Here is a 17,905-nt window from a genome sequence, read left to right on the forward strand (position 1 = left end):
AAATATCAACTACTACACCTTACACCTGGAAAAACAGAACTTGCCCGCTTCGCGGGCTTCAAACAGGCTGTTTTTCTATTTCAGCTGTAAGGGCTGCTTTCTGATCGCAACTATTTTACAAGGGGTGTTTTTGCTTTTTCTACGTAGCTTTGTCACTGCGCTGAATGGCTACTGATTTTGTGACAGTTTTTTAGCTTAAGTGCCTAAGTTTTTTTCCAAACTGTAGCTTAACACACGCTGCATTTCAAATCCAAGTCTTAAGGTATCTGTTCATGACACTAGTAAAAAATGAATTTTTTAAAACTACTTAAAAAAGTAAGATAAAAAAACTTATAATCAAATAAAAATAATTAAAAATTCCTTAAGTTGACGCCATTAGGCGAACGGAAACTGCTTAAGATTTAAAATATGGTTGGTGATTTTTCTACTGCAACTGCTTCATTTTGTAGATTACTAATGTTTTTAGCTTATACAAAGTTTCTAATTCACTTAGACTTAATTCCTCTTTTTATTTTGGGGGATATTTGGATAACCAAATCTGGCCAATAGTAATCCATTTTTACGCCAGTTTGGGGTAACTTTTACACGTTGTTCTAGAAATATTTTCTTCTGGAAAAACTTTTCCAATGCTTCCCTAGCAGCTATACCTAATTTTTTTAGCGCATCTCCTCTTTGACCAATCAAAATCCCTTTTTGGGTTTGCCGTTCTACATGTATAATCGATCGAATTGTAATCAGGGTTTCTCTTTCCTTAAAATCATCGACCACTATTTCTACACTGTAAGGTATTTCTTGGCGGTATTGGTCTAGTATTTTTTTACGTATGATTTCTTGTACAAAAAAACGCTCGGACTTGTCTGTTAAGGTTGCTTCTGGATAATAAGGAGGGTGATTGGGTAACGATTTAACAATATGTTGAATGAGTTGATCGATGTTTTCATTTTTTATAGCTGATATAGGTACAATTGTTATTCCTGGCTTATAGTGCTGCCAGTAAGCTATTGCTTGATTAAGTTGATTAGCTTTGATTAAATCAACTTTATTCAATACCAATATAATTGGTTTTTCAGTACCGTTTTCATCAAGCCACGGAATCACTTCCAGGTCTTGTACATCTACTAACCAGATAAAGATATCAGCATCTGCACAAACCACTTTTACACCTTCCATCATAGCCGCTTGTAGCGGATAAGCAGGGGTAATCAAACCCGGTGTATCTATATAAATAATTTGAAAGTTCTTTTCAGAAACGATTCCATAGAGCTTGTGGCGTGTCGTTTGTGCTTTTGAATGGGTAATGGCTAGTTGTTCACCTACTAATAGGTTCATTAAGGTAGATTTGCCAGCATTTGGTTTGCCAAAAATCGCTACAAAACCAGCTTGATAATTGCTTGTATGTTTGTGCATAAGAATAATATATTTGCAATGTTACAAAAAAACATATAAATTTGTAATAATTCAAGTCGTTATACAGACAATCTTTTACGCTTGATTCTTTGAAAGATTTACCGCGGGGTGGAGCAGTTGGTAGCTCGTCGGGCTCATAACCCGAAGGTCATAGGTTCGAGTCCTATCCCCGCAACTTGCTCTCCTTTCTTAACTATCTCCTTGGTTTTTTAGCTATATTTTTTGTCAAGCAAAAATGTAACATGCCAATTTCTCTATGTATTATGTCTTCATTTAGTGAAAAAGCAACATATACCCCCTCAAGCTTAATTTTTGGTTGCAGGGCAGTTATAGAAACCATATTAGCTGGCCGAACGATTGAAAAAGTTTTTTTTGAAAAAAAAAATAAAACAGTCTTAACCAAATCGTTATACAACCTGGTTCGCAAACATGAAATTCCTTTTAGCTATGTGCCCATTGAGAAATTGAATCGCATGGCTCGTGGAAATCATCAAGGTATTGTAGCAGTTCTATCACCTATTTTTTTTGCTCCTTTAGACTGGGTGGTGCAGACTACCTTTGAGCAGGCTAAAGCTCCTTTAATAGTCGTATTAGACGGCCTAACAGATGTACACAATATAGGAGCCATTGCTCGTACTGCACTTTGTATGGGTGTTGATGCATTGGTATTGCCTACACAAGGTAGTGCTGGCTTAGCTGGCGCAGCCATGAAAACGTCAGCCGGTGCATTAGCCACGTTACCGATTTGTCGAGTAGCTGACTTGAGTAAAGCCTTGCGTTTTTTACAAGAAAGTGGATTAATCCTATTGGCTTGCCATGCAGAAGCTGCGCAATCGATATATAAAGTAGACCTAAAACTGCCTATTGCCATTATCTTAGGAGGTGAAGAGCATGGCATAGCACACAAACATTTAAGATTGGTTAGCGATCATATTTGCATTCCTATGCAAGGCCCTATTGCTTCTTTTAATGTTTCTGTGGCAGCTGGTATCATACTATACGAAGTATTCCGGCAACGTTTTGTATAGTAGACTTATTGCCAATCACGTAACTATATAATCAGCTATGGTAACGTATCTATGCACTATTTTGACAAGGCCACGCACAAAAAGAAAAAGCACCTCTTGTAAAATAGTTGCAATCAGTAAGTGATCTCTTTTTTGATCAAGCAAAAAGGGGGATAAAAATTGCTTCGTACTTAGTGGACTGAATGAAGACCTCTATATAATTTGCAATTCTTGTTTAGAATAAATAAATTTGCAAAGTCTTTTAGGTTACCGATAACTGGTTGATCTATTGGCCTACTTTTAAGATTTAAGCATATTTTAACTTGCTTTTTTATTGATAAAGAAGTAAAATATGAATGGCAAGTTCAGAAGAAACGATTTTAAGACTGCAGCTATATGCTTATAATAAAAGCTATAGATTAGGAGATAATCCATAACATGGATTAAAGTAAACTATAATTGAAACCAATTACATTTATGACAGTTAACAAAAATAAATCAATAAGCAAGGGTTTTTTCTCAAAAAACAAATTTCCGGTAGCAATCACGTTATCTAGTAGTTTATTCGTTCATTTACTTGGGTGTAATGCAATACAAAGTAAGAGTGAGTTTATTAGAACATTATCTAATAATAAGTCTTGTAAAGGATCATCTATATCTCTTAATTCTTACATAAGAAATGAAGAAATAAAATCCGATCCAGCACTATCATTAAATGTCAAATCAAAGGAGTTCACATTTAAGCCGCTATGTGATCTTCTAAGACAGATGTGTCAAACGCTTGATGCTAGGCAAAAGAAAATGGTTGCAATCGAAAAAAATAATATATTATATAGTGCATATAAGTCTTTTTATAAAGAAGTGTACGTACTAACAGAACGAAATATTAAGGCTCTATACAAAATACTTAAAAAAGCAAGCAAAGACTATCAAAATCAAAATATTGATAATCTATATGAGGTTCTTAATAAAGCAACTCAAAATTGCAAAAATAAAAAATTGTTAGAACGTACCGACAATTTCGCTAGTATTACTTCCAAAGTACAAATACTAGCTTTATCAGCGCCTGAAGAAGACAACACACCAAGGTGCACAATCTTTAAGAGATTGATTCATGACATTGAAACCAACATTAATGTGTTTCGTTTATGTCCAAACAATCAAGATCTAAAGCAAAAAATTCACATGTATATTTCTCTAATAGACACGCTATACAAGCATGAAAATACACTTTATAAAGAAATCTATGGATATACTGAAAGTTCAAAATACAAATCGTTACGATTCGTTCTAGATGATCTAGAAACAGAATGGAATGATATGTTGTAAGAACAAAATTATGATGCTTCTAATAAACCAAAACCTAATGCAACAAACAAAAAAGAATTTAATATTTTTAAGTCAAAAAAACGAAAATATGATCTAGAAAAATCACTCTCTAGTATAGATTTAAGACCCAGTAAATTGAAATTTACTTGTTCAGAATACTCAGAAGACGAGGAATATCAGGAATCTTCTTGCTAACCTATTTTTTATATTGGTGTAGAGGTTGATTTAGTATCATTACATCAAAAAAAATAAAAACGCACCTTGTAAAATAGTTGCAATCAGAAAGTATCTCTTACAGCTGAAATAGAAAAAACAGTTTTGTTTAAAGCCGGCGAAGCGGCCCAGTTATGTTTTTCCAGCTGTAAGGGGCACTTTTAACAACTTTTTACTCAGGTCTTGCTTTTTAGGTTACTTTTTACTTGATCAAAAAGTAACTTTAACAATGCCTCACCCCCACACAATCCCTATAGCACACCCCTTCCCTACTACCTCCATATCCATATCATCGAAAGATCCATCCCTAAATACTAACTTGGCAGCAGCTGTAACCGCTTGCAGGTCTTGAGTTAAATCTCTATTAAACATGCTACCCCTAATCGCAAGTAACTGAATCGGTGCTTTAATCGAAAGCTTACCATCTGCTTTAGCTTTACGTACCAGTCCAATGATGGTTCTAAGGTCCTCTACTTCTTCCATTTGCGCTTGACTCAAGGTAGTGTTTAATGCCCATTTAGGCCAACTGCCTCTTTGATGAATAGAACCTTTATGGGGATAAAGCCCCTGGGCTAGTTCTTCTGTAATATGAGGTAAAATAGGTGCAAAAAGTTGTAATACACCATAAAAAGTATGATAAAGCGTGATAATAGCACTACGTTGACCTTGGTCATCCTGCCCCATTTGATTGTAGACCCTGGTTTTACTAATCTCAAGATAATCATCACAAAAAACAGACCAAAAGAATCTTTCTACCAACTCCAACGCCTCTGCATACCCATAGGATCGTAAATGTAGTTCGACTTTTTCAGTCAGCTCTGCCAAAGATTGCAAGAGCCATCTATCCAGGGTATGGGTAAGTTTTAATGCATGCAAGGAAAACAGCTGGTTGATGTCTGCTATTTTATCAAAATGGCTCAAAATAAACTTACCCGCATTCCATAATTTGGTAACCAGTCGTTTCCCATTTTTCATCACATTATCACAATAGCAAGTATCTGCACCCAAACGGGCATTAGCAGCCCAATAGCGGATTACATCCGCTCCATATGCTTGTAAAAGCTTTTCAGGAACCAATACATTGCCTTTAGATTTAGACATTTTCTGTTTATCTGGTGCCAGACACCATCCATGGATCATTATATTTTTCCAGGGAAGAGTATCTTCATGCAAATGGGCTTTAAGTAAAGTATAAAAGGCCCAAGTCCGTATAATTTCATGGGCTTGTGGGCGTAAATCCATTGGAAACAACTGTAAGTGCCTATTATAGTCCACACTAAAATTTTTATCAATAGCATGTGAAGCAAGCTGTGGAGAAATACTACTAGTGGCCCAAGTATCCATGACATCATAGTCTGGTTCTACCTCTGCCCTTGTATAGCCTATGGGTAGATCTTCCAATGGGTTTATGGGTAATTGATCTATAGTAGGAAGCAAAATTTTACCTTCTTCCCCAGATCGTTTAGAATACCAAACTGGAAAAGGTACACCAAAATACCGCTGACGGCTAATACACCAATCCCAAGCTAGGCTATTAATCCATTCTTCGAGTCTATGTTGCATCGAAGCAGGATGCCATTTTACTTGTTTAACCTTATTTAATAACGCTGATTTATGCGCTATTGTTCGTACAAACCACTGGGGCGTAGTGAGCATTTCTAAAGGTGCTCCAGAGCGTTCGGCACATTTTACCGATTGATGTATGGTGGTTTGCTTGACCAAAAGGGATTGATCTTTTAAGATTTGAGTCATTGTTTCCCGTGCCTCTGTTACCTTGAGCCCTTCCAATGGACCAGGATAGGTAATACGTCCTTGTTTATTTAGGATGACACAAATAGGGAGTTGGTGCTTTTTCCACCATAAAATATCTGTTTGGTCACCAAAGGTAGCACACATCACCAAACCCGTTCCCTTATTAGGTTGTACAAGTGCATCGGATAAAATAGGTATCCGCTTGTTAAATATAGGAGTAATTGCGTAGGTACCGGCCAAATATTGGTAGCGCAAGTCATCGGGATGATAGAACAAGGCTACACAAGCGGGTAACAATTCGGGGCGAGTGGTAGCAATGGGTAGGGGGCTTTGCGTCGCTTCGTGAACAAATAGGATTTCATTCATATAAGCCATTCGCTCTTTATCCTCAATATCAGCTTGTGCTAAGGCAGTTCCATCTACTGGATCCCAGAGCATAGGTTGCGCACTACGATATACCTCCCCTTTTTCTAAAAGGGCTAAAAAAGACAGCTGGGACAGCTTACGAGATAGTGGGCTAATCGTTTGATATTCCAAGCTCCAGTCAACCGAAAGGGCCATCGCTTTAAAGAGATGCCTAAATTTTTCCTCTTCATCTGCCACTACTTCCTTACATAATGCTATAAAAGTCGACCGATCCATATGAGCGGCACGAACTCCTTTTTGTTTTTCTACCAATCGTTCTGTAGGCAAACCATTGTCATCAAAGCCCATCGGGTAAAAAATATTTTTACCCAACATTCGTTGAAATCGGACAATAAAATCAGCCTGTGTATAACTACAAGCATGGCCTATATGCAACTGTCCAGAAACCGTAGGTGGGGGTGTATCTACTACAAAAGTATGGGCACGAGGAACCGTAGGATCCCAGCTATAGAGTGCTTCTGTTTGCCAAAATTGCTGCCAATATTTTTCTCTTTCTAAAAAGTTATAAGATAGAGGTAAAGAAGGTACAGTCATAAGTGGCTATTTGAAAAAATGGTTTAGGGTATTACAAAATATTACAAATATAACTAGATTGCTTTGCTTCAACGCATAATTTTTAAGCGATCCAGTGCTTTCCGATATTTATCGGCATTTTTTAGATGTTCTGTATAATTACGTGCAAAGTAATGTAATCCTGAAAAATCCTCTTTGGCGGAAAAAAAAAGATAATCATGGGATATATAATTAAGTACTGCATCAATCATGGCTACGCTAGGTAAACCAATAGGTCCGGGTGGTAGCCCTCTTTTATGGTAAGAATTATAGGGAGAATCGATATAGGTATCCTGCTGCCATACCCTTCTAACACTAGATTGATCCTCTCTTAGCACATAGATAAGTGTTGCGCACGATTGAAGGGGCATATTGCGTTTTAATCTATTGAGATAAACGCCTGCAATCATAGCTGCTTCTTGCGGATCGTTTGTTTCTCCTTGCACAATAGAAGCCAAAATAGAAACAGCCACTGGACTTAATGCTATTTTTTTCGCTTTATTGAGTCGTGTGGCATGCCAAAAACGTTGATAAGCTCGGTGCATTTTCGATAGTAATTGTTCTGCACTAATCGTCCAATATACTTCATACGTATCTGGAATAAACATAGTTAATACATTCTCTGGCGTAAATCCATAGGCAGATAACTTGTCAACATCATTGAGTAAAGCCCATAGTGCTTCCTTGGTTAGCCTTATATAACTAACTAGTTGATCTATTAAAGAAGTTTTATTGGCCGCACTAGAAAAAGTAAGCTTAACAGGATGCTGCATCCCACTACGAAGCATTCTAATCACTTGCCAGTTATTCATATTACCCATCAGTCGATACTGACCAGGCTTATTTTCAGGATGATAGCTTAATAAGTAAGCTGCCCATAAAAAAGTGGTAGTATTTTTGATATAGCCTTCATTTTTTAGTTTTTCTTTGAGCTGGTAAAGCCTACACCCCCTTGGAATGATTAATAAACGATTGGGTGGGTAAATATTAGGCAGAGCCAATACTATATAAGAGGTAATCGAACTAGCAAAGATGGCCCCAAATATCCATTGGATTGCTTTTTTTAAGAAACAATCTCTATAAATCGAAAAAAGATTGGCCATATATCAATGTTGCTCTTAACCAGATGTGTAAAATGTCAAAAATACTTTATTGGCCAATAAGCTGACCAGATACACTTTTTTATCATAAAAAAACAACATCCTCTAAAAGCCTATTGGTCATAGCTTCATGGAGCATAGCAAGAATTTTATCTTTATTAAGTTGTAATTCATGCCGCAAAGGAGAAGAGGTTATTTTTAAGAAAACTTTATTATGATGTACATAAAGCTTTTCTGTCCTATCACAAACCACCTTGGGCATAACGCTATCCCATGCAAGACGCACCATAGCAGTTGTTAATTGTTTCTGAAAAGGAGAGGATTCAAAAAATCTATTCACCAGTTCTCTAAGACTTTTTGTCTGATGCGAATTGTTCATAATGGTTTATCTAACTATTTTTCATCTAGGTATAGCGTCTACTTCATAATATTCAACTGGAATCTTACGAGGCCTAATAAAGCGCAACCATAGTATACGCCCCTTTTCCAATTTTTCTACCTGTTTCATCCGGTTTTTTTCTAAAAGAGCAGATTGCTTCATACCATATCGCTGGGCAATACGCCATATATCTTCTCCTGGTGCTACAACGTGATAATGGCTCCCCCCTTTTCTGGCTTTTGGGCTATAATAGTATATAACTCCTGGAATAAGTTGGTCTGTTTTTTTCATATCATTTATAAGAAGAAAATTATCTATTTGCAGGTTGCCTAGTTTAGCTAAAAAAGAAACAGTATCTCCTTTTTGGGCTATAATAGCCACTAGGCCATTGGCTTTAATGAGCCTGGTAGAACGAGGATCTTTTAAAGTAATAATATTAGGAAATATTTTGACAGACTTGAAGTATTTGGCATAATCTGTATGAGAGGATCCGTTAATCTTTTGACCAGATGTTAACTTTGTAAGATTTTTTTTTTGTTGAGGCAATGGATTTTTTAATGGGTTAGACAACTTTAAAACAGGATGGATATTGGAACGGCTGTGAAGAAATGGCACCAATAAAGCACACTTTGTATTAGGCGGTACCAGGGTTGTTCTAAGCCACCGATTGTGTTCGTATAATAACTTTTCTTCTATCTTGAAATGCGCAGCAATATCTGCTAATGTCTGACCATGATGGCCCTGCTTATAAACAAATAGTTGCCATTTGGGATGTTTTTTTTTCCCAGCCATTTTCTCAAATGCTATTTTAGTGGCTATAACAGAGATAATGTAATGATCGGTTTTATCATCCAATCGTACTACTTTGGCACCATAATATTTTTTAGGAAAAATCTTTACTGCACCTGCCCTACCCCTATTATAGGCCAATAGTGCACCTAACCAGCTATCAAAATATTGATGATTGATTTTTAAAAAACGAGCGGCCGCTTTTGTAGACTGAATTAAATGCATTCTTTCATCTACAACATGATTGATGGTTAATTGTAAACCCAAACCAGTTGCCTTTTGAATTTGCCAAAAGCCTACATCTTCTGTATGGCTTACTGCATGCCCTATGAGGGTACTTTCATGTACGGCTTGGAATTTAAAATCATCTGGCACATTTTCATCAGCCAAGATTTTTTCTATAAATGGAAAAAAAAGATGGGTTCTTTCTAAGATTTCATTAAACGACTTTTTAGACCGAGTCAACTGATTTACTTTTTCTTGTAGCCGTTTATAGGCACCGCGTGTAAACTTTAACCGCATGTTGGCAAATGGCACTACTTTTGGCGCAACAATCGATTGTGGCACATCAACAGCCCATCCACTCAATGGTACCCATGTCATAACAACAAAAACCCAACGCATAGATCGATTCATTTGTAAGCAATAGACGCAAAGTTTATTTCATTATAGATTAAGATCAATACCATAAGTGAGAAGGAGCCAAATCTTGCTTTACCATATAATAATTATTGGAAGCATTCCAGAGTAAAAAACCTGAACCTTTCGAGCTATAAACACCTGCTATTTGCTCTTTGATATAATTGGAATATGTCTCTTTTGAAAATTTCCTTTCCGGCCCCAAAAGAAAGGCTTGAACGTACTGACGAATACAAGTTTGCTCCTTTGTATAGAAAGCAGCACGATCTGATCCTATTTTATAGAGTAGATTGGCTCTTTTTAGGTATGGCATAGTCCCCAAAAATTTTGTGTGGTAATGAGAAGGATAGGTCATAGGAGAGATGGCATCTACATATAGTGCTAACCGCTGGATATTTTGTCCAAGTGCATTGGTTAAAAACCAGCCGTTATAGCCAAATACATTAACAGATATAGGTAAACTCAATACTGCACGCGCCCTTTTTAAGAAAGACTCTAGGGCATCTATGGCCTTCATTTCATAAATATTGTGACGGTAAGCAATGGTACCTAACGGGCCATCTGAAGGTAATCGAATATAATCAAATTGAATTTCATCAATGCCTAGACGTTGCAATTCTTCGGCGATTTGTAGGTTGTAATCCCAAACTTGAGTCGAGAAAATATCGACCCAATATTCTCGCTGTATCAGCTTACCTGTACTATTTTTTATAAAATGTGCCCATGGCGCATCTCTTTTTTTATCCCATAATGCGTAGCGATTACTAGCATACCGATAAAGCTTTTCATCCTTAAAAACCACAAGACGGGCTATAAGATGGATGTTAAATTCATCTGCCAAGGTACGAAGAGCCTCTATATTGACAATAGGACGGATCGCCTTAGCCTCACGCGCCATGGCAACCTGAGAATTATACATGATAGACCCAAAGTCATCTTTGAAGTCAATAACAACCGCATTCATACCATTATGCTTAATAAACACAAAATGGTTGCGTAAGCTTTGTAGATTATTAGCTGTCCAAGCTGTTAAATAAATACCTCTTTTATCTTGGATCTTTTTTCGTCTAGGTTCAGAAAAATAAGGTGAAAAACCGGTATAAAGCGTTCGATTTTTTAGCCACTTATTATTACAAAAGATCCAAATAGATGATTGCGTTTGACCGATCAACCAGACATCTGAATTGACTTTTATAGTCGATAGGGAGACAATTCCATCTGGCTCTGGAAGAGATAATATAGGTTCAATAAAGCCTGTTTTGATGTTTAACAAGGCTATTTTTCCATGAGGCCCATAGGCAAAATAAACTTTGTCAGGATCGGAAAGATGGTAGGCTATATCATTAATCGTTTCATAATACTGACCACTCAAACAAATAGCGGCTGCAGGTATAGCGCGCCAGCTTTTTCCTGCATCTCGTGTTATATAAAAACCATGACAAGAAGTACCAACTATCCATTCATTTGGATTTTCTTCTGAAATAGCGCCTGCGGTAAAGTAAGATAAATGAGCAATCGCATGCCTGTCAGCTACCCATCTAAAAGTCTGCCCCCCATCTTGTGATAACAATATTTCTTCACCTGTGGCTACAATAACCTGTTCAGGCCTAGCTAAGGTGCTAGCAACAGCAGTGAGTGGCCGTTTTTCCATTGCTTTAAAAGGATAGATCCAACGCAAAGGCAAGCCTTCTCCCTTAGCAAAGACCCACCCCCTCCAAATTTTTTTTTCTAATTCTCCCAGAAGACTTAATCGATAGTTACCCATACCAGAAGCCCATAAAAATGAACTTTCAAGGAGTAGAAAAATAAATACAAGCCCGCCTAATCTTGATTTGTACATCAAATTTAAGTTATGATAAAATCAATCGAAATATAACAAAAATAATCTAAGGCTTAGCCTAATCAACTTAAACGCATGAACTAGCTTACTTTTATAGTAAAAATAAAGCTAAATTTATGAATATTGGTATCTGTTCACGCAATGGCGTCAACTTAAGATATATATTTAATTGATTACTAGATACAATGATATATAAAAACGCCCCCCTGTAAAAAGCTGCGATCAGAAAGCTCAACTTACAGCTGAAATAGAACAACAGTTTTGTTTGAAGCCCACACAGCGGGCGAGTTCTGTTTTTCCAGCTGTAAGCTGAGCTTTCAGCAGTTTTTTGCACAGGGCTTGATTTTTTGTCCACTGTTTTATCAAGAAAAAAGTGGTATAAAAATTACTGCGCAATAATGGACAGAATAAATAATTTTATATTTGATAATCAATAAAATACGACCCTTAAATCGACACCATTTCTTGAACAGTAACCAATATTTTGTTGTTGACTCAGACAAGGGAGATAAGGGCAGATTATAACATAATATGGAAAAAATAATACGTATACTTTGGAAATTTTTTGCAGGAGCCATTATAAGTATTCCTATTTATCTTTTTTCTGTTCAAGTCGATTTTTATAATCTGTATGGCGGCATGCCATCAGCAGCCTTGTTAGAAAACCCTCAAAGCGAATTAGCTTCTGAACTCTATGCGGCTGATGGCGTTTTGCTGGGGAAATATTTTAGAAACAACCGGAGTCCTGTAACCTATGAAGAGATTTCTTCCAATATGATTCATGCCCTTATTGCCTCGGAGGACTATCGTTTTGAACAACATGCCGGCATAGATTTACGAGGATTATCACGCGCCTTTTTTCTTTCCATTCTATTACGACAACATAAAGGTGGTGGCAGTACCCTTACTCAGCAATTAGCCAAAAATCTTTTTAATGTTAGAAAAGAGTTAAGCTATAGAGGAAAATGTTCGGATATTCCCCTGCTAAGTACGCTGATCCTTAAAACCAAGGAGTGGATTTTAGCTGTTCAACTCGAACGCGCCTATACCAAGCAAGAAATTATAGCTATGTATTTAAACACCGTTACCTTTGGAAGCAATACATATGGTATTAAAGTAGCTGCACGTACCTTTTTTAACAAAACACCAGCTGAATTGCGTGTAGAAGAAGCCGCACTATTGGTAGGGCTATTACGTGCTCCTAGTCGCTACAGCCCCATAAAAAACCCTCAAAAAGCCCACTATATCAGAAATGTAGTCTTATCTCAAATGGTCAAATATGGTTTTCTAACACAATCTGAATACGATCTTATTTGCGAAATACCTACTGAATTACAGTATCAAGAAGAAAATTACGAAAAAGGTATAGCACCTTATTTTAGAGCAATAGTACGTGATTTTCTCTTAAAATGGAGCCAAGAAAATGGGTATGATATTTTTTCAGATGGATTACGCATCTATACTACCATTGATAGCCGCGTACAAGCACACGCAGAAGCTGCTTTAAAAGAACAGATGGCACTGCTACAAGATACATTTGATGAACATTGGAAAGATCAAAACCCATGGATTCACGAAAATGGCAAAGAAATAGAAGACTATATTGACAAAGAGATAAAAAAGACACCACTCTACCAAGAATTACTTAAAAAATATGGTTCAGATAAGGATGCGATCAATCAAGCATTGCATACGGCTGTACCAACAGAATTATTTTCGTGGAAAGGCCCTATTCATCAAACCGTTACCCCGTTAGAAGCATTTAAACATCATCGTAGGATACTACAAGCCGGATGTATGGCCATGAATCCCCACACAGGCCATATCAAAGCCTGGGTAGGTGGTATTGATTATAAATATTTTCAATACGATCATGTTAAACAGAGTAAACGACAAACAGGTTCAACTTTTAAACCTATTGTCTACACAGTAGCATTGGATAATGGTTACTTACCCACAGATCTAGTCACAGATGAGCCCGTTACCTTTGTACAGCCCAATGGAGATACTTGGACACCACAAAATGCCTGGAAAACTTACTCGGGTAAAAAATATACCTTGCGTTATGCTATGGCCAAATCTTACAACTCTATAACCTCTTATTTAATTAAACAACTTACCCCTCAATTGGTTGTAGATTATGCTAAAAGGATGGGCCTAAAAGGTCCTTTAGACCCAGTTCCTGCGATTTGTCTAGGCTCTAGTGATGCTTCTATTTATGAAATAGTAGGGGCATACAGTACTTTTTTAAACAAAGGGGTATGGACAGAGCCCTTTTTTATTACCCATATTGAAGACAAACATGGTAATGTATTACAAACCTTTATACCACAGCGCTACGAAGCCATTCATGAAGATACAGCTGACCTAATGACTTATATGCTACAAGGCACATTAGATGAAGGTGCTTTACAAGGGGTATCTATGGCGCTAAGAGCAGATAATGATATAGCAGGAAAATCCGGAACTACCTCTAACCACTCAGATGGTTGGTATATTGGATTAACCCAAAATCTTTGTACAGGCGTTTGGGTAGGTGGAGAAGATCGCTGCATTCATTTTAGAGATTTTAACCTAGGAGCAGGTAGTGTAACTGCCCGCCCTATATGGGAAAAATTCATTATAAGATTATATAATGATCCTGATCTAATTTATAGAAAAGGTCCTTTGATAGCTAATCAAATCTTATCTGAAAGGGTAAAAAATATTATTCAAGGTAAATCACAACATACCTTAAACCGATCTGGCAATCCAGCCAACGGTAGCTCAAGTGAGGTAGCAAACAAAAAACTAATAACTACTATAGAATTAGATGTAGATAAGATATTCTAAAATAGGCCACTTACAGTAGATGCAATATGGGTAATATGGTTTATATTATTACTTTTATCGTTATATTTGAGAACCTTAAATATAGTGCATAACCATTTCGTGATCACTTATGCAAACCATCAACTTTGTCACCAGCAATCCATTAAAACTAAAAGATGTGCACCCCATTTTAGGCAATCATACTATTTTTAAGTTGGTGCATCATGCCTTAGAATTACCAGAATTACAAGCATCTTTAGATGAAGTTGCGATTAACAAATGCATAACCGCTGCTACAATTATAGAAGATAGTATTTTAGTTGAAGATACTTCATTGGCCTTTAATAGTTTAAATGGCCTCCCTGGCCCTTACATTAAAACCTTTATACAAAAAATAGGCCTAGAGGGATTAATACGTATTTTATCAGATTATGAAGATAAAACTGCTATAGCTACTTCTACCTTCGCCTATACAAAAGGCCCTAACCAATCTGTGAAGCTATTTACCGGTACCATGCATGGCAAAATTATTAGCCCTAGCAAAGCTACGCCGCACGAAACTAGCTGGGAAGCTATATTTGAACCAGATGGATGGCATATAAGTTATGCTATGATGGAGAAAGATACCAAAAACAAAGTTTCACATCGCTATAAAGCACTTATGCTACTGTTAGACTACCTGACACAAGATACAAGCAACGACACCCCATAAACTAACTAATTTTATTTCAATCTATTAAAAAAAGCTGTAGCTTTGTAAAATGATTGGAGTGGTGGCCGAGTGGCTTAAGGTGCCCGCCTGGAAAGTGGGTGTACCCCTAACAGGGTACCGGGGGTTCGAATCCCCCCTACTCCACCCCCCTCCTACCCAAAATAGACTAAATATTTATGCTCTCCATATTTATGCTCTCCCTCAAAATGCCTATTTAAGGCTCTTTTTTTGTATATTGCACCATTCACTTAACCTACGTAATCCTTAGTACCCCCTATGAAAATAAAAGAACAAACTTTTTCTAATTATATCTTTAGCAACTACGCAAATGACTCCACCCATTTTTCCCAGAAAGGACATGAGCAAGTCGTCTATTTTCAGGATGCAGCAACCGGCCTACAAGCGATCGTGGCTATGCACGATACAACCCTAGGCCCTGCTGTGGGAGGGGTACGTTTTTTTGAATACCAAGATGAAAAAGATGCGCTTAAAGATGTCTTAAGGCTTTCTCGTGGCATGACCTACAAAGCATCCATAGCCGGGTTAGACTTTGGAGGTGGTAAAGCAGTTATTATTAAAAAAAAAGGGACAACACTTAATGAAGGCCTACTACGCAAGTATGGAAACTTTATAGAACGATTAGGTGGCCATTACATTACGGCACCAGACTACCATACAACTGTAGATGATATGGTGCATATTGCTAAGTCAACACGCCATGTGATAGGCTTGCCTGCAGCATTAGGTGGTAGTGGAGATCCTTCGGAGCATACCGCTTATGGGGTATACGTTTGCATGAAGGCTGCTGTAAAAAAAAAATTTGGAACAGATAGCTTAGTAGGGAAAAAAATTGGTATAACCGGTATCGGTAAAGTAGGCTACTGTTTAACGCAGTTGCTATGCCAAGAGGGAGCAATAGTTTTTGTAGCTGATATCTGCCCCAACCGACTCGAAGCTATAACAAAGATCTGTAAAGTAGAGGTAGTTCCCAGTGAACGGTTATACAGCTGGCCACTAGATATATATGCACCATGTGCTTTAGGCGGTACCTTAAACAGCACAACCATTCCTATGTTGAATTGTGCCATTGTTGCTGGTGCAGCCAATAACCAACTAGCCGATCAAGAAAAAGACGGCAAACGCCTACTTGAAAAAGGCATTCTATATACACCTGACTTTTTAGCCAATGCAGGTGGATTAATCAACGCTGTTACAGAATTAGACCCAAAATCTAAAGGATTGGTCAGACAACGTATAGAGCAACTTTATACCATCTGTCTAGATCTGTTCAATCAAGCTGAAAAAACAGCTCGCCCAGCACAAGAAGTAGCACAAGAAATGGCCATAGCACGCATTCAAAGTATAAAAAATGGACAATTGGCTAGATAAAGCAGCTGCATTATAATGGAAAATTTCGTTATTCCTCGCCGTTTTGTTCGCATAAAAGCACTACAAAATCTTTATGCTTATACTATTACAGAACAAGCTCATAAACAAGAGGTTATAGAACAAGTAAAAAAAGATTTTATCTTTGATAAGTTTTTCAATGAACCTGCAGAAAAGCAACATCTAGCCAATGCACAAAGCCTAGCCGTTGCACTTTGCTACGAAGCTATAACCAAACAACTACCTTCAGAGCTTATTGCTTATCAGGAAAATAAAAAAATTGAGCAATCTGTACGTAAACATCTTGGCCACTATATGGCTACATTGCGGCAAGATCAAACTTTTTTACAGAATGGATTTAACCAGGCCAAGGAATCTATTTATATAGATCTTCTATATACCTTACTACTTTTGTTAGCATGGTACAAATTGGCAAAAGCAGAACATGACTCATGCAAACCAGGCAACCTTAAAAAACAGTTGTCGCAAGACCCCTTGCTAGAGGAATTGTATAACCATAACAAGTGGATCAAAGCCATTTATAAAAATGAGATCAGTTGGGCCAAACATCAAGACAAAGTACTAAATTGGTATAGCGCATTCATTCAGTCTGCAGAGATGCCCCAAACGTATGTATCAGATGCCAATAGTAGTGTAAATTTTTTGGACTGCATTGTGCAAGATATTATATTAAAAGAGTCTCCCATTAATGATTTCCTAGCTATGAGGGACCTCTACTGGGACGAACATAAGCGTATCGTAAAAAAAATTTTAACGCAAATCTTCCGGATGCTCTCTACAAAAGATTTTGCTGGATTTACCCTGTTCTGGCAAAACTTAGAACGCAATTGGACTATAGAAGCAGCTTTTTACAATCGTCTTTGTACAATTGTCATACAAAACAATAGTGTCTATGAGGCGATGATTGGCCAAAAAAGTGAAAAATGGGATAGTGAACGTATCTTATTAACAGATAAGTTGATACTTAAATTAGCTCTAGCAGAATTGCTTGAGTGTAAAGAGATACCTTGTAAAGTATCTATCAATGAATATATCGAAATAGCCAAATGGTATGGCACCACTAAAAGCGGAGCTTTTGTAAATGGTGTATTAGAAGGTATTTTAAAAGGAATCAATAGATAAGCCAACTACTTAACCGACCAAGTCATGATAAAAAGAATTGAAAATTTAATAATCCTTTGCTTAGGTTTCTGTTTGGGTGCTTTTGTAGGCATCCTTTCCGCACCTACAAAGGGATCAATAGCCAGGGATGAGGTAATGTACAGATTAAAATCATCCAAAAAAAAGTTGCATGCCTTTATCTTAAAACTTATAGGTCATAAAAATGACCTAACAAACGAAGCCAAAAACAGCGGTAAAGAGGTAATTACAGATGTTGTAAGCTCTGCTCAACAAATCTTAAAAGAATTGGAGCTGATAGCTGCCCAACTAGAAGAAAAAATGCAATAGAAAAAGAGCCTATTCAGCAGTGTGGTTGGCACAGGGTTTGATTTTTAGCTTACTTTTTTAGTATTTGTTCACGAAATTGGTAAAAAATGAATT

The 17,905-nt window shown here is 37.1% G+C and carries 13 protein-coding genes and 2 tRNA genes; 9 read left to right on the top strand and 6 right to left on the bottom strand.

Going from position 1 to position 17,905, the window contains the following annotated elements:
- Positions 1-495 precede the first annotated feature (495 nt).
- On the bottom strand, positions 496-1,407 hold the full coding sequence (gene era, locus MUW74_RS00850) for a GTPase Era (protein WP_243517196.1): 912 nt from the start codon (positions 1,405-1,407) through the stop codon (positions 496-498).
- Positions 1,408-1,509: 102 nt separating this feature from the next.
- Between era and MUW74_RS00855 the strand changes: the two genes are divergently transcribed.
- The 3 genes from MUW74_RS00855 (at position 1,510) to MUW74_RS00865 (ending at position 3,743) form a co-directional block, all read left to right on the top strand.
- Positions 1,510-1,582, top strand: a tRNA-Met gene (locus tag MUW74_RS00855).
- A gap of 67 nt (positions 1,583-1,649) precedes the next feature.
- Positions 1,650-2,435, top strand: coding sequence for a 23S rRNA (guanosine(2251)-2'-O)-methyltransferase RlmB (gene rlmB, locus MUW74_RS00860; protein WP_243553015.1), 786 nt, complete (start codon positions 1,650-1,652; stop codon positions 2,433-2,435).
- A 438-nt stretch (positions 2,436-2,873) separates the two neighbouring features.
- On the top strand, positions 2,874-3,743 hold the full coding sequence (locus tag MUW74_RS00865; protein ID WP_243553016.1) for a hypothetical protein: 870 nt from the start codon (positions 2,874-2,876) through the stop codon (positions 3,741-3,743).
- Positions 3,744-4,190: 447 nt separating this feature from the next.
- Here MUW74_RS00865 and MUW74_RS00870 read toward each other — a convergent pair whose 3' ends face one another.
- The 5 genes from MUW74_RS00870 to MUW74_RS00890 all read right to left on the bottom strand — a co-directional run bounded on the left by MUW74_RS00870 (position 4,191) and on the right by MUW74_RS00890 (position 11,358).
- On the bottom strand, positions 4,191-6,668 hold the full coding sequence (locus MUW74_RS00870) for a valine--tRNA ligase (protein WP_243517202.1): 2,478 nt from the start codon (positions 6,666-6,668) through the stop codon (positions 4,191-4,193).
- A 68-nt stretch (positions 6,669-6,736) separates the two neighbouring features.
- Positions 6,737-7,789 (bottom strand): endolytic transglycosylase MltG, encoded by a 1,053-nt coding sequence (gene mltG, locus MUW74_RS00875; RefSeq protein ID WP_243517213.1) that lies wholly within the window; start codon positions 7,787-7,789, stop codon positions 6,737-6,739.
- Between the two features lie 82 nt (positions 7,790-7,871).
- Positions 7,872-8,165 (bottom strand): DUF721 domain-containing protein, encoded by a 294-nt coding sequence (locus MUW74_RS00880; RefSeq protein ID WP_243517216.1) that lies wholly within the window; start codon positions 8,163-8,165, stop codon positions 7,872-7,874.
- A 21-nt stretch (positions 8,166-8,186) separates the two neighbouring features.
- The gene (locus tag MUW74_RS00885) at positions 8,187-9,557 is read right to left on the bottom strand and encodes a transglycosylase SLT domain-containing protein (protein ID WP_243553017.1); all 1,371 of its coding nucleotides are present in this window, start codon (positions 9,555-9,557) and stop codon (positions 8,187-8,189) included.
- 76 nt (positions 9,558-9,633) lie between these two features.
- Positions 9,634-11,358: a putative glycoside hydrolase gene (locus MUW74_RS00890; protein ID WP_243553018.1), complete on the bottom strand. Its 1,725-nt coding sequence runs from the start codon at positions 11,356-11,358 to the stop codon at positions 9,634-9,636.
- A 606-nt stretch (positions 11,359-11,964) separates the two neighbouring features.
- On the opposite strand from MUW74_RS00890, the gene MUW74_RS00895 reads away from it, so the two are divergent.
- The 6 genes from MUW74_RS00895 to MUW74_RS00920 all read left to right on the top strand — a co-directional run bounded on the left by MUW74_RS00895 (position 11,965) and on the right by MUW74_RS00920 (position 17,812).
- A complete protein-coding gene (locus MUW74_RS00895; protein ID WP_243517225.1) occupies positions 11,965-14,265 on the top strand; it encodes a transglycosylase domain-containing protein in 2,301 nt (766 codons plus the stop codon).
- Between the two features lie 109 nt (positions 14,266-14,374).
- Positions 14,375-14,956: a non-canonical purine NTP pyrophosphatase gene (locus tag MUW74_RS00900; protein ID WP_243517227.1), complete on the top strand. Its 582-nt coding sequence runs from the start codon at positions 14,375-14,377 to the stop codon at positions 14,954-14,956.
- A 55-nt stretch (positions 14,957-15,011) separates the two neighbouring features.
- Positions 15,012-15,100, top strand: a tRNA-Ser gene (locus MUW74_RS00905).
- A gap of 132 nt (positions 15,101-15,232) precedes the next feature.
- Complete coding sequence (locus MUW74_RS00910; protein WP_243517229.1) at positions 15,233-16,345, top strand: Glu/Leu/Phe/Val dehydrogenase; 1,113 nt, start codon at positions 15,233-15,235, stop codon at positions 16,343-16,345.
- Between the two features lie 15 nt (positions 16,346-16,360).
- A complete protein-coding gene (gene nusB / locus MUW74_RS00915; protein WP_243517231.1) occupies positions 16,361-17,485 on the top strand; it encodes a transcription antitermination factor NusB in 1,125 nt (374 codons plus the stop codon).
- Positions 17,486-17,509: 24 nt separating this feature from the next.
- Positions 17,510-17,812 carry a YtxH domain-containing protein gene (locus MUW74_RS00920; RefSeq protein WP_243517242.1) on the top strand — a complete coding sequence of 101 codons (303 nt, stop codon included), beginning with the start codon at positions 17,510-17,512 and terminating at the stop codon, positions 17,810-17,812.
- The last annotated feature ends 93 nt before the right edge of the window (positions 17,813-17,905 follow it).

The sequence above is a fragment of the Candidatus Cardinium sp. cBcalN2 genome (genome assembly GCF_022810445.1).
GTDB lineage: Bacteria > Bacteroidota > Bacteroidia > Cytophagales > Amoebophilaceae > Cardinium.

What these genes read in the sequence shown, in the direction of transcription:
- MUW74_RS00895 (WP_243517225.1), top strand. Translation starts at nt 11,965, where the DNA reads ATGGAAAAAATAATACGTATACTTTGGAAATTTTTTGCAGGAGCCATT.
- mltG (WP_243517213.1), bottom strand. Translation starts at nt 7,789, where the DNA reads ATGGCCAATCTTTTTTCGATTTATAGAGATTGTTTCTTAAAAAAAGCA.
- MUW74_RS00885 (WP_243553017.1), bottom strand. Translation starts at nt 9,557, where the DNA reads ATGACATGGGTACCATTGAGTGGATGGGCTGTTGATGTGCCACAATCG.
- era (WP_243517196.1), bottom strand. Translation starts at nt 1,407, where the DNA reads ATGCACAAACATACAAGCAATTATCAAGCTGGTTTTGTAGCGATTTTT.
- MUW74_RS00910 (WP_243517229.1), top strand. Translation starts at nt 15,233, where the DNA reads ATGAAAATAAAAGAACAAACTTTTTCTAATTATATCTTTAGCAACTAC.
- MUW74_RS00890 (WP_243553018.1), bottom strand. Translation starts at nt 11,358, where the DNA reads ATGGGTAACTATCGATTAAGTCTTCTGGGAGAATTAGAAAAAAAAATT.
- MUW74_RS00880 (WP_243517216.1), bottom strand. Translation starts at nt 8,165, where the DNA reads ATGAACAATTCGCATCAGACAAAAAGTCTTAGAGAACTGGTGAATAGA.
- MUW74_RS00900 (WP_243517227.1), top strand. Translation starts at nt 14,375, where the DNA reads ATGCAAACCATCAACTTTGTCACCAGCAATCCATTAAAACTAAAAGAT.
- MUW74_RS00920 (WP_243517242.1), top strand. Translation starts at nt 17,510, where the DNA reads ATGATAAAAAGAATTGAAAATTTAATAATCCTTTGCTTAGGTTTCTGT.
- rlmB (WP_243553015.1), top strand. Translation starts at nt 1,650, where the DNA reads ATGCCAATTTCTCTATGTATTATGTCTTCATTTAGTGAAAAAGCAACA.
- nusB (WP_243517231.1), top strand. Translation starts at nt 16,361, where the DNA reads ATGGAAAATTTCGTTATTCCTCGCCGTTTTGTTCGCATAAAAGCACTA.
- MUW74_RS00870 (WP_243517202.1), bottom strand. Translation starts at nt 6,668, where the DNA reads ATGACTGTACCTTCTTTACCTCTATCTTATAACTTTTTAGAAAGAGAA.